Below are 12,825 nucleotides of genomic sequence, written 5' to 3'. Positions count from 1 at the left end.
ACCCCAGTGACAACTGCAACCCTTTCCCTCTCCGAGCTCACGGCCGCCGCCACCCGGGCGGCCTCCATCGCGGCTGCCGCCTCCGATGCCGAGCGCGCAGGCTGGCTTACCGCCGTCGCCGACGCCTTGGACGCCAACGTGGCCGAACTGGTGGAGATCGCCGATTCGGAGACCAGCCTCGGCACCGTCCGACTGACCGGCGAGGTGGCCCGCACCTCCGGGCAGCTGCGGCTGTTCGCCCGAGTGATCACCGAAGGCTCTTACCTTGAAGCCGTGATTGACCACGCGGACCCGTCCGCGACGCCGCCGAAGCCGGACCTGCGCCGCATCCTGCGTCCCATCGGCCCGGTGGCAGTTTTCTCGGCCTCCAACTTCCCGTTCGCGTTCTCCGTGGCCGGCGGCGACACCGCATCCGCCCTGGCCGTGGGCTCCTCGGTGATCGTCAAGGCCCACTCGGGCCACCTGAAGCTGTCCGAGCGGACGGCCGAGGTGGTCACCGAAGCCCTGCATTCCGCCGGTGCGCCGGAGGGGCTGTTCGCGCTTGTGGCAGGTCGCGAGGTAGGTACCGCGCTGGTGCAGGATCCCGCCATCAAGGCCGTGGGCTTTACCGGGTCCATCCCGGGCGGCCGGGCGCTCTTTGACCTCGCGGTTTCGCGGCCCGACCCCATCCCGTTCTACGGCGAGCTGGGCAGCCTGAACCCGGTGGTCATCACCGCGGCCGCGCTGGCCGAACGTTCCGGCCAGCTCGCGGCGGAACTTGCAGCATCATTCACCATGGGCGCCGGCCAGTTCTGCACCAAGCCCGGCCTGGTCTTCATCCCGGCGGGCACAGAATTCGCCGCGGAACTGGCTGAGGCCAGCAAGGACAAGCCGACGGCGGCCATGCTCACCACCCGGATCTCCGACGCCTACCCGGAGGGCCTGCGCAACGTGGCTTCGCTGCCCGACGTGACCATCGTGAGCGGCACCGCGGACCAAGACGCAACCCTCAACGGCGCCGCGCCGGTGGTGTTTTCCACCTCCGCCGCCAATGCCCTGGAGCGCCCGGACGAGCTGCTGGAGGAGTGCTTCGGCCCCACCACGATGCTGATCGAATACTCTGACCAGGAAGAACTCTCCGCCGTTCTGGCCAAAGTTCCCGGGAGCCTCACCGCCACTGTCCACGCCCAGCCGGGCGAGGACGTCGGGGTCCTCGTGGCGCAGCTGTCCGGCCTCGCCGGGCGGGTCCTGTTCGACGGCTGGCCCACCGGCGTCGCAGTGAACTGGGCGCAGCAGCACGGCGGCCCGTACCCGGCAACCACGTCCCTGTTCACCTCGGTGGGCGCGACGGCGGTCCGCCGCTTCCAGCGCCCTGTCGCCTACCAGGATGCTCCGGAAACGGTGCTGCACCCGGCGCTGCGCGAAAGCAACCCGCTGGGCATCCCGCGGCGCGTGGACGGTGAGCTGGTTCTTCCGTAACTGTTCGCGGGCCATCAAGGCAGGGGTCAACTAGAAGGGTTGATCTCTGCCTTGATGGGGCATGCCACTGCCATTGGCCTGCGCCGACGACTGCTTAGCTTAGGTCAAGGTCCGGAAGATGCTCTCACCAACGGAGTGCTGGTGTGCCAGTACTTCACTTCCGGCTCCATGGTCCCGGCAGACGTACCCTCCGGTCGGGGGTGGGCTCGGGCGACTACGCCATCAGGTTCGCCAGCGTGGGCGGCAGTCCATGGATGTCCGTGCGGATCCGCTGCGCTTCATACGCGCTTAGAGTCACCATTGTCGGCCAAGCCATCACGCCTGATCCGGGAACGCTGGAAAGTTTGTGGGCGCCTGCGGCTTCCCGTGGGACTTGGAGCAGGAGCGGATGGCAATGTATCTCCAGGACCCGCTCCAGTTCGTGCAACGGGAGACCGGTATCGTCCAGCAGAACCCGGAATGGGGAGTCACTCTGTTCGACACCCCATACGACGCTGCCTAGGTTTCCTCCTGCGACGCGTGCCGAGTCCGAGCCACAGCATGCTCTGGAGAGCGATTCAGGGACCGGACATCGCCATCACCCGAGCATCCTTCTTCATGTGTCCCGTATAGGGCTCGCGGGATTCTATCGATCGAAGCAACACCTTCTTCAAGGTGGTTCGATATGCTTCCTCGTTCTTCGTCTCCGGCAGGGGTCCGCTTTCTTGCCTCGATCAAGCAAGGAAATAGTCTCAATTCTTCCGCCCGGGCGTCCGGCATCCATAAGGAGGTCGGTTACCGCTGGTTGCGTGAGAGATATGTGCAGTTACGCCAGGATGGATCAAGTCCCGCGGAGGTGACGGCGTTACTTGGGTTCACCACCGCCAAGCTCCCAGCGTGGGAAGCAGCAGTAGCCGGAACTACGGGCCGCCACCATCTACAAGCAAGCATTGAGGACGAAGCCATATTTTGGGAGGCCTTCGACCGCGGCCAAAGCCCGTCGCAGTCGGCTCTACCGGCCGGGGTTGGCCGTTCCACGGCGTATCGATGGCTTCGCGAGCGGTTCGAGAAGCTCCGGAGCCAGAAGGTCACCCCGAAGCGTTGCCAAGCGCTTCTACGGCTGACTGATCAACGCTGCCACAGTTTCGAACGCGAACGCCGCGCCCGACTGGCAAAGGAACGGAATACGGCAATAGCTGCCCAGCACGCAGCCATCTCGTCCTCGAGCCGCTATGCAAATCAGGTAGCGGCCTCAACAGTTTCCGAAGCGCAACGACGCCGCACGGAACGGGACACGAAGTACTGGCAGCTGATGCGCGAGGGCAAGAGCAACGCCGAAGCATGCAGACTCCTCGGTATGCACAGACGAACAGGCACGGCACTCCGGCGCGCCAACAACTACCAGATCCCCTCCCTCACACCTGTGCCAGCAGCGACGGGCCGCTACCTCCAGTCCCGGGAACGGCTACAGATCGCCGACCTCCTGGAGCTGGGACATTCAATGCGGGCGGTGGCCCGTGAATTGGGCCGACACGCCTCCACCATCAAACGAGAGTTGGACCGCCATCGAGACGTTGAAGGCCGCTATCTGCCCCGCACGGCCGATCACGACGCCCGGGCGCAACGGGCACGGCCCAAGACCCATAAACTCGCCACGAACCCCCGCCTGCGCGGGCTCGTGCAACGTAAGCTCAACCGATGCTGGTCTCCGGATGAAATCAGCGGATGGATGAAGAAAACCTACCCCGACGACCAGAGCCTGCGGCTCTGCCCCGAGACGATCTACCGGGCCTTGCTGCTGCGCGAGAGCCGAGGACTGCACAAGCGCTACGCCACCAAACTGCGCACCGGTCGAAGAATCCGCAAGACCCGCTGGCGCACCCGCACAGGGCAGGGCTCACGGATCCGCAACATGACCATGATCGACCAACGGCCAGCAGAAGTCGAAACACGATTGCAAGCCGGCCACTGGGAAGGGGATCTCGTGATCGGGGTCGGTTCCGTCTCGGCGATGGTGACCCTGAGGGAACGGAAAACCCAGTATGGAATCATCGTCAATCTGCCCCGCGACCACACAGCTGCAAGCGTCAACGACGCCATCATCGGCGCATTCGCCAAACTGCCGCCTGCTTTGAAGCGAACACTGACGTGGGACCAAGGAATCGAAATGGCCAGGCACGAAGAACTCACCAAGGAAACCGGAGTCCCGGTCTATTTCGCCGAGCGATCCAGCCCCTGGCAACGCGGCGCCAACGAGAACTTCAACGGACTCGTCCGCCAATACTTCCCCAAAGGAACCAACCTCGCCGTTCATAGTCCCCAGCACGTCTCCCACGTCATGCGGGAACTGAACACACGGCCCAGAAAGACCATGGCCTACGACACCCCGGCCGCACGCTTCAAGGCCGAAAGCCAAGCACCAATGGCCACACTGGGGTAGCCTCGAAATACTGGGACAACACCCTCCATTTTCATTCATCTGTTGCGTCGACCAATAGAATTCGCCGCTCGCTCACCGGGCATTTTTGCGGGCGGGTCTTACGGGAATGGACCGGCCGCGGAAACATGGCGATCGCGATCCGGAAACTTGAGAAGTGTTTGCTCCGGTGGGGGACCGGCTTACGAGCGTGCCTCAATCCTCAATTCCGTACTAGGCTCGCCGGGTGTCTACCAGCCAGAATCCCCAAGTGATCGTACTGAACGGCGGCTCAAGCTCCGGTAAATCTTCAATTGCTCGGGCTCTTCAGGAAATCCTCCCGGGCATTTGGTTGACTTTCGGCGTCGACACTTTCATCGACGCACTTCCGGCTGGGGGTGACAGCCCGCGCGCGGGAATCACCTTCGAGCAGGACGGCACCATCACTTTCAGTGCTGAGCATCGGGCCTTGGAACGCAGTTGGTACACCGGACTCAGCGGTATGGCCCGCGCAGGGGCCCACCTGATCCTCGATGAGGTCCTTCTGTCAGGGGGAGCGGGACAGGAGCGTCTGCGGTCAGCCTTCAGCGATGTGGAGCTGATTTGGGTGGCCGTGCGCTGCGACCCGGACGTCGCCGCATCCCGCGAGGCACGACGCGTCGACCGCGTGGAAGGGATGGCGCGACAGCAAGCCCTAAGCGTGCACGGCGGAGTTGTTTACGACGTCGAGGTCGACACCACGCATAGCTCAACGGAAGGGTGCGCACGCGACATTGCGCGCCAGCTCTCGCTTGAGGCTTTCGCCCGCTAAGGGATCCTTTACCGGGCGCCTCACTTTAGCTCATCGCCTTGTGGCCCGTGCCTCGCGGAACTTCAATTCCCACGGCACGGCTAGCAGAGCACCGGAGTGTGAGCAGCTAGGGCTACTTCTGCGTTGGTAGCCGAGTTCGGCCTGTTTCGTAGTGGAGATCGCCGTCGTGTTGCAGGGCGAGGAGTCTGTCGGCGACTTCCTGTGCCAGGGGTTCACCGCAGGAAATGGCGAAGAATCGCGGAGATATGACATCAAGGAGGCACCCGAGTTCGGCGAGCTCAGTGGCCAGCGGCCGCCACGCGTTGGCGTCGTCAGATTTCAGCAGGACTCTGAATGTGAAGTTGAGAGCGTCGTGATGTATTCCTGTTGCAACGAGGGCGTTCTCATCTGATCGCTTCACGGTCACCCGATCGCCATAGTTGACGTCGTAGAGATAGGCGGGGACGGCGAGAACGGTAGCCGTGCCGTCGGGTTCCAAGCGGCCTCGCAGTCCTTCCCACGACGGCTCGGCGTCTGGTTCGGGAGGCATCGCGAACCATATGGTCTCTGATGATTCCGAGGCCTCAGGAAGAGGCTGCAGTGAGTCGCCTTGCCAATATGCCACGACGCTGGGATGTTGCCGATAATCCGTCACTCGCCGAGACTATCGAGCACGGGACCCATGAAGCGCTCGGCGCGCGGACGAACAGGTGTAAGGAGACCCCCGAAAGGATCCTTCCCCGTTCGGTTGGCTATTCTCACTTGTATGGATGCGCCATATCAGCCGAACGGGACAGGCTTCGCTGCTTTGGACGAACTCGACCAGGTCGACTGGAGCCGGTTGGAGCACTGCTACGGAAAAGGGGTCGTTTCGCTGGGTGATGCCGGGAACGTGTCGCTCGCCATCGCAGGCGACGTGTCGCGATCGTTGGCTGCGCTTCGAGCTGATCCTTCCCTGGCAATCAGTGAAGGGCTTTACTCGAACATCTGTCATCAGGGCACGGTATATCAAGCAACGGCCCATGCGGTGCCGTTCATCGCAGCTGTCGCGGCCGGCGATGTTCCGGACGGGATCCGCGTACCTCTGCTAGCGCTCCTAGGCGACATCTCGATCGGAGGCAGCTATATAGCTCCTGACGGGTCTCACGCGGGCGCCTTCGGAGAGCACGTAGACGTCCTCGTCAGGGAATCGCTTGCCACTTCGATGGAACGCCTTTCAACGATCCGAACCCCCAGGCTTGTGGTGCTGATCCAAGCTATCGAGTCGCTTCTTGTCCAATCGACCGACGCGTGCCGCGATGCAGTCGAGTCCGCCATCGACGTTGCACTTACGCCGCCGGCTACACCCTAGGGCCAGTGCCCGCAGGCCAGTCGATCACCGCACTGTTGGTGCCCGTTAGCCGTTCCCCAATCGGGATCGGCCGTGTCCGTGCAACTCGCCGATTCCCTTCGTAGACTCACCGGCTACATACAGGACGGGCTCTGACGTGCGATAGTGGCGCCAGGCAACAGCGTCGGGGGTCGGATATGGCAGAAAAGTGGCGGCCGTTTCTTCTCGCAGCCGTTTTGTCCATCCTGTGGTACGGCTTCGTGGGTCTTTTCGACAGGGGTGCAGTTATCCGGCTGGAGCATTCGATTACCGCTCCCTGCCTCAACGAGCATCTTCCAGAGGGCACCATACATAACCCGGAGAATTACCCGCCGGTGGGAGGAGACTACGTGTTCCTGCCCTTGGGACTCTACTGCTCGTACACAATGACTGACGGATCCACCGTTGAGTCATTCCATCCCCGATACGCCCAGACTATTGTCGCCGGTCTTCCCATAGTCCTGACCATTATCTTCAAGGCAAGATCCCGCAGGCGATCTTCGGAAACTACGGAAGCAAAATGAAGAGGTCCTTGAACGTATGGGCGGTAGCTGATTCGAGGCCCATTGAAAGCTGACACCGTCCCTAGGTGGACCAATCCCAGCATTTGTCGCGTTCAAGGTTGGCTATTGAATGCCACCAACAAATAGGTGACGCTTCGATTAGGAAGAGAGGGAGCGAGGCATGAAACCGTGGATCGATCCGAGGGAGCGCCGCGCCAGGTGGCATTTTTCAACCCTTATGGTGATAGGTGTCGGTGCTCTTGTCACGGCGCTAATCCTGCTGATGTCAGGAGGCCCCACGTCAGAAGAAGTGCCGATCCTGGTAGCGGTTGTCGTCATCCTCATTATCAGTTTGTTTCTTGGCGTAAGGCAGCTCAGACGACTTCCCCGGGATTTCAACAATATGAAGAACAACGTGAAAATAGCAGCGATCCTGGTTGACATCTCGGAGATGGATCACAGGGAGAGTCTCGGCCGTCTCAGTGATCGGCCCGTTTAGCGTTCCGCAACTGGGACGCAGTCTGGCCGGAAAGGTCAGCCGGTAACGAAAGAAAGCGAGTCTTTACCGTTCGTCCAGGTCAACGTGTTGTTGCTGTAGCCCAGTTCCACGCTCCCCTCGAGGAGCTTAAGGACCCAACCCTGTCTCTCTCCAAGGTTCTCTATGCAGCCTGAGGCGCCAAGCGCCGTCTGCCCCGTAATTCGCATGATCTTGCCATTGATCGTCACAACGGCATCAAGGGGACCGCAGGGCATCACAACCGTGAGGTAGGTATCCGAACCGCGTTTGGACAGTTGTGCCGTTACCTCCCCGGCAGTTACCCAGGAGATTGGTGCGCCGTCATCGGAGCCGGCCGTGCTGGTGTATTTCTCGCAAGGGGCCCCAGACACGAACTGGGCACATGCACTCGATGGCGTCGGTGATGTCTGGCCTGGGTTCGGCGCCCCCGTGCTGGAACCGCACGAGGCAACCGTCATTCCCGTGAACAGAACAGCAGTGAGGCACGCAAATACCTTAAGATTCTTCATAGCCCCCCGCCTAGGCCGAGATTTCTGGAAGCGTATACCGCCACAAGCGTTTTTGTCAGGCGAAGGACAACCTTCGGGCAAAAGAGGCGAACCAATGTCAGTGGGTCATCATGCGTCGTTAACCAGCAGATCGGGCCACCAGGGAACGCCGCCCCGGGACGTTGCCGACACCATAGGAGTCTCCGTGCACACCCTCTACCGATGGGTCCCGGCAACAGGCGCGACCGAGGCACCAAAGAAGTAGTTCCTGCTGGCTGGTGCAGGCGACTTCTGAAAAAACGACTGTTGGTGCAGTCGACTATTGAGCGGAATGCAGTTCCGTGCAGGGCACTTCTGACATTTCAATGTCCATACTCGTCTGCACTACCCCGGAATTCCGCGGGCGCCCGTGCAGGCGACTTCTGAAAACGACACGCGATCCGGAAATTTGAGAAGTGTTTGCTCCGGTGGGGGACCGGCTAACGGGCGGGTGTGGTCTAGTTTTCGTGAAGTGCGAGCATGAGAATGAAACGCATGATCCAGCTGCCAAATAGCCGCCGTCCAATCGTGTTGAAGTACCCGCTGGCGGGTAGGTTCCGTGCGCGGAATAGCCCCGCGCGACGGGTGCCAAGTCATGGTACGGATTTGATGGGTACCACCTTCGCCATCGACTTCATCCCCGTGGATCTTCACGGGCGGTCAGCTGCCTGGAACTGGCGGGCAGTTGTAGCGACGGAACGACCGGAAAGGTTCGTCGGATTCGGTGCGGCCGTAGTGGCACCTAGCACCGGCACCGTGGTCATCACTCATGACGGCGAAGACGATCACGAGGCTCGAAGATCGCAACTCACGCTCTTCCCATACATGGCGGGGCAGGCACGGCGCATCCAGCGAGGTGCAGGCGCGATAGCTGGCAATCATGTCGTAATAGCCCTAGGCGATGACGGGCCGTTCGTGTTGATCGCACACTTGCGCAAGGGTTCGGTCTGCGTCGATGTCGGTGAAGTGGTCGAAACCGGCCAGCTAATCGGTCAGTGTGGAAACTCAGGGAACAGTACGCAACCGCATGTGCATGTGCAGGTCACCGACAGCACTCAATGGTCACGGGCGCGGGGAATGCCCATCGCGTTTGAGACCCCGATGGGCGTTGAGCTTCCATCCGAGTCACAGATCATCCTCGTGTCCTGAGCAGAAGCATCTGCACGCTGGAGGATCCCCCTACGGACGGACTTTGGCCCGCTTCCATCGACAAGCTGCGGTCCAGCCGTTACTTTTCTCCACGCGGCCTTAGCGTACGATTTTTTCCTTTTTCTGAAGCGACCCCTTGTACGGCGCGATTTTCGGCCTCGTCGTCCTGAAGCTGCTGCTCGGCACCGTCCTGCTTGACGGGCGCCGTCGCCCCGCACCCTGACGGCCACAGCCGCTCACTGACCCAGGCGAGTCGCGTGGCAGTCCCCCGCCACCGGACTCGCCGCCTTCCGCCCGCCGATTTTCGACAAAGGCTGAGATAATGGGAACCGAACTGCCCCACTGTCTGATCATCACCCAACCCCGAAGACCTGGCCGGGGGCGCCCGCTACTGCCGATAGGAGCACAGCGTGTCCAGACCCGGACTGCGAGCGGCGGCTGCGGTGGTCCTCGCACTCGTCGCGTCGTCTTGCGCAAGCAGCACCTCGAGCGAGGCCCCGGACTTTACCCCGCCTCCGAGGGCGAGCACTACGACACCGGAGAGCCCGCAACCCCCGCCGAGTCAGCCATCCAGCGCGCGAGAGCCGGGCACCACGATCACCACAGCCGCGAGCGACTTCGGCCAGATGCTCTTCGATGCCAAAAAGCAGGCCATCTATATCTGGGAGAGTGAGGAGAGCATCAGGCCGGAGTGTTACGACGACTGCGCTGAAGCGTGGCCACCCGTGCTGACCGACGGAGCGCCGGCCGCTAGCGGCGAGGTCGACTCAGCGCTGCTGGGGACGACGAAGCGGCGGGACGGCACGACCCAGGTCACCTACAACGGGCATCCGCTCTACTTCTACGCGCACGAGGGGCCTGGCGAGGTGAAGTGCCACAACGTCTCGACCCACGGGGGGCTCTGGTGGGTCGTAGATCCGGACGGGATCCGAGCCCCGTAGCTGCAGTGCAGGCGGAGCCGAATCGGCGGCGCATCCTGCAGCTACGTGGCATGGGCTCACCATCCGGGGACTGGCTGCGCCTCGTGAAACTCGATGGTGCAGCCACCAGGGATGTTGAGGTGCGGGCGAGACTTGGCCAGCTCACAGCGGCGAGTACCAAGTCGCCAAGATCGTCGCCGTTTGGCGAGACGGTGACGGCTTGCGCTGCGTTTTACCTCCCTGCTGACGCTGTCGCGAGCTCATCAGACAAGTCGACCCAGCCCATCTCGACACCGAGATGATTCTTGGATCAGGTCAACCCGCATTGCTGCGAGAAAGGCTGCCAGCAAATGAATGGACAGAGCCGCTGGCGTCTGACTGAGGCACACCGTAGACCGATCCCCTAGCGGACCGTGCCGCAGAGGGTTCCCCTTATGGGACAAGTTAATGGTCAAGCAAACTCTCAGCAGTCTCCCGTAAATAGTGCCTCCGGCGCCTGCCGCGAGGATGCTGGTAGCGAGATCAGCGGGCGGTGTCCATCCGATCACGCGCGCAACTCACAACGGCGGACAAATCGAGCCCGTAGGTCGGCCCTTGGCCTGAACCGTACTCCTCGAGTCGGGCCGCACCGCGCTCGAAGAGCCGGAGCGCGCCAACGCTGTTCCCCCGGGCGGCGTGGGTGAGCCCGACGCAGATCTGGGCGAGACCTTGCCAAAGGTTGCGTTCTTGGGCCGGCCCAGCTTTCCAGCGGGCCTCAAGTACCTCATGCGCGGCGAAGGGCCGGCCCGCTTCCACCAAGCTCCGGGCCGAGACCAACGTTTCCACCGGCGGCAGCGGCTCCTCGGAGACCGGCTCCACGCCAGCGCTTCCGTACGGCAGTGGCCGTCCAAGAGCGTCACGTGGCCGGGCCTGCCGGGGGCGCCTTGAAGCATCGCGATCCCTGTCGCCGGTCATTGCAGTTTCCGCTCTGAGAGTCCGTGGACCTTGCTAACCTTCATCTGCCCAATGCTACGGCTCGGCCGTTCGGATATCCGTTCCACTGCAAGGAAGCCGTCGGGACGGCGGCCGCGAGACGAGAAGGGTCGCCGCTGGTCGCGCCGCAGGCGTGGGCCGATCGGCGGTGTCAGACTTTCTTCAGTTCCTGGGCGAGCATTACGAGGATTCCGCTGGGTCCGCGGAGGTACGTGAGTTTGTAGACGTCACCGTAGGTCGCCACGCCGCGTAGCGGTGTACATCCGTGCTTCGCAGCGATCTCAAGGGCTACGTCGATGTCGTCCACCGAGAAGGCCACGCGGTGCATGCCGATGTCGTTGGGCCGGGCTGGGTGGGTCTCGATCGCGGTGGGGTGGATGTATTCGAAGAGCTCAAGCTGGCCATGACCGTCCGGCGTCTGGAGCATCGCAATCTTAGCGTGGTTGCCATCAAGTCCGACGGCAGTGTCGGCCCACTCGCCGCTGACGGTGTCACGGCCGACGACCGTGAGCCCGAGGTCGGTGAAAAAGGCGATTGTTGCCTCGAGGTCGCGAACGGCGATACCGACGTTCTCAAGTTTGATGGCCATGCGTTGAAGCTACCAAGGCGGACCGATTAGCTCCAGTGGCGACCCCGGACTCGACTGAACAAGTTCCGGGACGATTGCCCCCAAGCCGATGGGCTGACGGCACGATGAAGACGCTCAGCCGGCGAAATGTCCATGAGCGAGCCGGTCTTGCTTGCCCTGGATCCTGTCGCCACACTGAAACCATGCACTGGTCCCCGGATCCTGATGCCCTGCGAGGCCGAGTTGCAGTTGTCGCAGGAGCGACCCGAGGCGCTGGACGCGGCATAGCCGCTGCTCTGGGTGAAGCCGGGGCGACGGTAATCTGCACTGGACGCAGCAGTGCGGCCGGCAGAAGCAGGTCGGACTACGACCGGCCCGAGACGATTGAGGAGACGGCCGATCTGGTCACACAGCTTGGCGGCGACGGGGTCGCCATCCAGGTCGATCATCTCGACTCCGGAGAGGTCCGAAGCTTGGCCCAGCGGATCCGAACTGAATATGGCGGTCTCGATGTGCTGGTCAACGACATCTGGGGTGCTGAGGTCCTGAAAGGTGGCCCAGCCGAGTGGAACACCCCTATCTGGGAGCACGACCTAGACAAAGGGCTGCGCATTCTGCGACTAGGCATTGACACTCATCTGATCACCTCGCACCATCTGCTTCCGCTGCTAATCACCAAGCGTGGGGGACTTCTCATTGAGGTCACCGATGGGACTACCAAATTCAACGCCACTGAGTACCGGATCTCGGTGTTCTACGACCTGGCCAAGGTCGCGGTCAATCGGTTGGCCTTTTCTCAAGGCCACGAACTGGAACCGCACGGAGCCACGGCGGTCGCCATCACGCCTGGATGGCTTCGGTCGGAGATGATGCTCGATCGCTTCGGCGTCACCGAATCCAACTGGCGCGACGCTTTGGACCCCGGCCTGGTGGGCGGATACCCAGACGCCCCCGCGGGTTTCGCTTTCTCGGAGTCACCCCGCTATGTCGGTCGGGCCGTAGCTGCGCTGGCAGCGGACCCTGACCGCGCGAAATGGAACCAGCAGTCGGTCAGCTCCGCTCAACTTGCCAGAGAGTACGGATTCACCGACATAGATGGTTTACAGCCCGATGGCTGGAGCGCGCACTAACTACGGCGACGTCAACGAAGGGCCCGGGCCGGGTTGTCGGAGTCGAGAGCGTTAAACTGCGCCGGCCCATCGACTTCCGCTGGGGGCCCGGTGGATTTCCCTGGAACGTGCGTGAAGGTCAGCAGCCGGAATGCGCCGGACTTCACGAACCTGGACAGCGACGTCACGTGCCTCCGGCGGCGTGGCCCTTCGCTCCGTCGGGGAAACATCGGCAATCAGTCCCATACCGGCGTACTCACGCACGGCAGCGATACCGGCAACAGCTGCGTTCTTGTTGTCAAAGGCCTTGGACACTGCCATCACGGTGCCATCCGGCGCGGTCAGACGGAACCTGAAATACGACTCCGCGTCAATGAACAGTTCGAACATTCCGGCCATATCAAATCCTCCCGGTCTGCGGGCTCTGCCCCGCGGCGTCGTTGCCACGGAGCAGAAACGGACGCGCCGTTGCGTCCCCTTCCCGCTGGTTTTGTCCTGCAATCCAAATGATGAGTTCATCGCGTGCTCAATGAGTCTCGCTCAAGACA

The 12,825-nt window shown here is 62.3% G+C and carries 13 protein-coding genes; 8 read left to right on the top strand and 5 right to left on the bottom strand.

The features are described from left to right. Positions 1-6: 6 nt before the first annotated feature. The 3 genes from CXR02_RS02125 (at position 7) to CXR02_RS02115 (ending at position 4,664) form a co-directional block, all read left to right on the top strand. Positions 7-1,458, top strand: coding sequence for an aldehyde dehydrogenase (NADP(+)) (locus CXR02_RS02125; protein ID WP_104060489.1), 1,452 nt, complete (start codon positions 7-9; stop codon positions 1,456-1,458). A gap of 1,336 nt (positions 1,459-2,794) precedes the next feature. Then, a complete protein-coding gene (locus CXR02_RS22750; RefSeq protein ID WP_258060669.1) occupies positions 2,795-3,877 on the top strand; it encodes an IS30 family transposase in 1,083 nt (360 codons plus the stop codon). A gap of 247 nt (positions 3,878-4,124) precedes the next feature. Next, complete coding sequence (locus tag CXR02_RS02115; RefSeq protein WP_104060487.1) at positions 4,125-4,664, top strand: chloramphenicol phosphotransferase CPT family protein; 540 nt, start codon at positions 4,125-4,127, stop codon at positions 4,662-4,664. Between the two features lie 112 nt (positions 4,665-4,776). Here the strand turns inward: CXR02_RS02115 and CXR02_RS02110 are convergent, their stop codons facing one another. Continuing rightward, a complete protein-coding gene (locus CXR02_RS02110; protein ID WP_104060486.1) occupies positions 4,777-5,193 on the bottom strand; it encodes a DUF4265 domain-containing protein in 417 nt (138 codons plus the stop codon). 216 nt (positions 5,194-5,409) lie between these two features. Between CXR02_RS02110 and CXR02_RS02105 the strand changes: the two genes are divergently transcribed. Both CXR02_RS02105 and CXR02_RS02100 read left to right on the top strand, forming a co-directional pair. Further along, the gene (locus CXR02_RS02105; RefSeq protein WP_104060485.1) at positions 5,410-5,994 is read left to right on the top strand and encodes a hypothetical protein; all 585 of its coding nucleotides are present in this window, start codon (positions 5,410-5,412) and stop codon (positions 5,992-5,994) included. 702 nt (positions 5,995-6,696) lie between these two features. Further along, positions 6,697-7,014 (top strand): hypothetical protein, encoded by a 318-nt coding sequence (locus CXR02_RS02100; protein WP_104060484.1) that lies wholly within the window; start codon positions 6,697-6,699, stop codon positions 7,012-7,014. A gap of 35 nt (positions 7,015-7,049) precedes the next feature. Here CXR02_RS02100 and CXR02_RS22045 read toward each other — a convergent pair whose 3' ends face one another. Then, positions 7,050-7,541 (bottom strand): hypothetical protein, encoded by a 492-nt coding sequence (locus tag CXR02_RS22045; RefSeq protein WP_146072462.1) that lies wholly within the window; start codon positions 7,539-7,541, stop codon positions 7,050-7,052. Positions 7,542-8,168: 627 nt separating this feature from the next. Between CXR02_RS22045 and CXR02_RS02085 the strand changes: the two genes are divergently transcribed. Next, entirely contained in the window at positions 8,169-8,708 is a 540-nt protein-coding gene (locus CXR02_RS02085; protein WP_258060668.1) for a M23 family metallopeptidase, read from the top strand. A gap of 626 nt (positions 8,709-9,334) precedes the next feature. Then, positions 9,335-9,649 (top strand): hypothetical protein, encoded by a 315-nt coding sequence (locus CXR02_RS02080; protein ID WP_104060643.1) that lies wholly within the window; start codon positions 9,335-9,337, stop codon positions 9,647-9,649. Positions 9,650-10,150: 501 nt separating this feature from the next. On the opposite strand, the gene CXR02_RS02075 is transcribed toward CXR02_RS02080, so the two are convergent. After that, positions 10,151-10,582 carry a DUF309 domain-containing protein gene (locus CXR02_RS02075; RefSeq protein ID WP_104060482.1) on the bottom strand — a complete coding sequence of 144 codons (432 nt, stop codon included), beginning with the start codon at positions 10,580-10,582 and terminating at the stop codon, positions 10,151-10,153. Between the two features lie 169 nt (positions 10,583-10,751). Then, positions 10,752-11,189 carry a VOC family protein gene (locus tag CXR02_RS02070; RefSeq protein ID WP_104060481.1) on the bottom strand — a complete coding sequence of 146 codons (438 nt, stop codon included), beginning with the start codon at positions 11,187-11,189 and terminating at the stop codon, positions 10,752-10,754. 182 nt (positions 11,190-11,371) lie between these two features. Between CXR02_RS02070 and CXR02_RS02065 the strand changes: the two genes are divergently transcribed. Then, on the top strand, positions 11,372-12,298 hold the full coding sequence (locus tag CXR02_RS02065; protein WP_104060480.1) for an SDR family oxidoreductase: 927 nt from the start codon (positions 11,372-11,374) through the stop codon (positions 12,296-12,298). Between the two features lie 51 nt (positions 12,299-12,349). On the opposite strand, the gene CXR02_RS02060 is transcribed toward CXR02_RS02065, so the two are convergent. Then, the gene (locus CXR02_RS02060) at positions 12,350-12,676 is read right to left on the bottom strand and encodes a DUF1508 domain-containing protein (protein ID WP_104060479.1); all 327 of its coding nucleotides are present in this window, start codon (positions 12,674-12,676) and stop codon (positions 12,350-12,352) included. Positions 12,677-12,825: the final 149 nt, after the last annotated feature.

The sequence above is a fragment of the Arthrobacter sp. 4R501 genome (assembly GCF_002929755.1).
Taxonomy (GTDB): domain Bacteria; phylum Actinomycetota; class Actinomycetes; order Actinomycetales; family Micrococcaceae; genus Arthrobacter.
This window is presented reverse-complemented; position numbering and strand designations above follow the sequence as displayed.

Excerpts from the sequence above, each read along its gene's own strand:
- CXR02_RS02070 (WP_104060481.1), bottom strand. The coding sequence starts at position 11,189 with ATGGCCATCAAACTTGAGAACGTCGGTATCGCCGTTCGCGACCTCGAG.
- CXR02_RS02110 (WP_104060486.1), bottom strand. The coding sequence starts at position 5,193 with ATGCCTCCCGAACCAGACGCCGAGCCGTCGTGGGAAGGACTGCGAGGC.
- CXR02_RS02080 (WP_104060643.1), top strand. The coding sequence starts at position 9,335 with ATGCTCTTCGATGCCAAAAAGCAGGCCATCTATATCTGGGAGAGTGAG.
- CXR02_RS02065 (WP_104060480.1), top strand. The coding sequence starts at position 11,372 with ATGCACTGGTCCCCGGATCCTGATGCCCTGCGAGGCCGAGTTGCAGTT.
- CXR02_RS22750 (WP_258060669.1), top strand. The coding sequence starts at position 2,795 with ATGCACAGACGAACAGGCACGGCACTCCGGCGCGCCAACAACTACCAG.
- CXR02_RS02075 (WP_104060482.1), bottom strand. The coding sequence starts at position 10,582 with ATGACCGGCGACAGGGATCGCGATGCTTCAAGGCGCCCCCGGCAGGCC.
- CXR02_RS02060 (WP_104060479.1), bottom strand. The coding sequence starts at position 12,676 with ATGGCCGGAATGTTCGAACTGTTCATTGACGCGGAGTCGTATTTCAGG.
- CXR02_RS02105 (WP_104060485.1), top strand. The coding sequence starts at position 5,410 with ATGGATGCGCCATATCAGCCGAACGGGACAGGCTTCGCTGCTTTGGAC.
- CXR02_RS02100 (WP_104060484.1), top strand. The coding sequence starts at position 6,697 with ATGAAACCGTGGATCGATCCGAGGGAGCGCCGCGCCAGGTGGCATTTT.
- CXR02_RS22045 (WP_146072462.1), bottom strand. The coding sequence starts at position 7,541 with ATGAAGAATCTTAAGGTATTTGCGTGCCTCACTGCTGTTCTGTTCACG.
- CXR02_RS02085 (WP_258060668.1), top strand. The coding sequence starts at position 8,169 with ATGGGTACCACCTTCGCCATCGACTTCATCCCCGTGGATCTTCACGGG.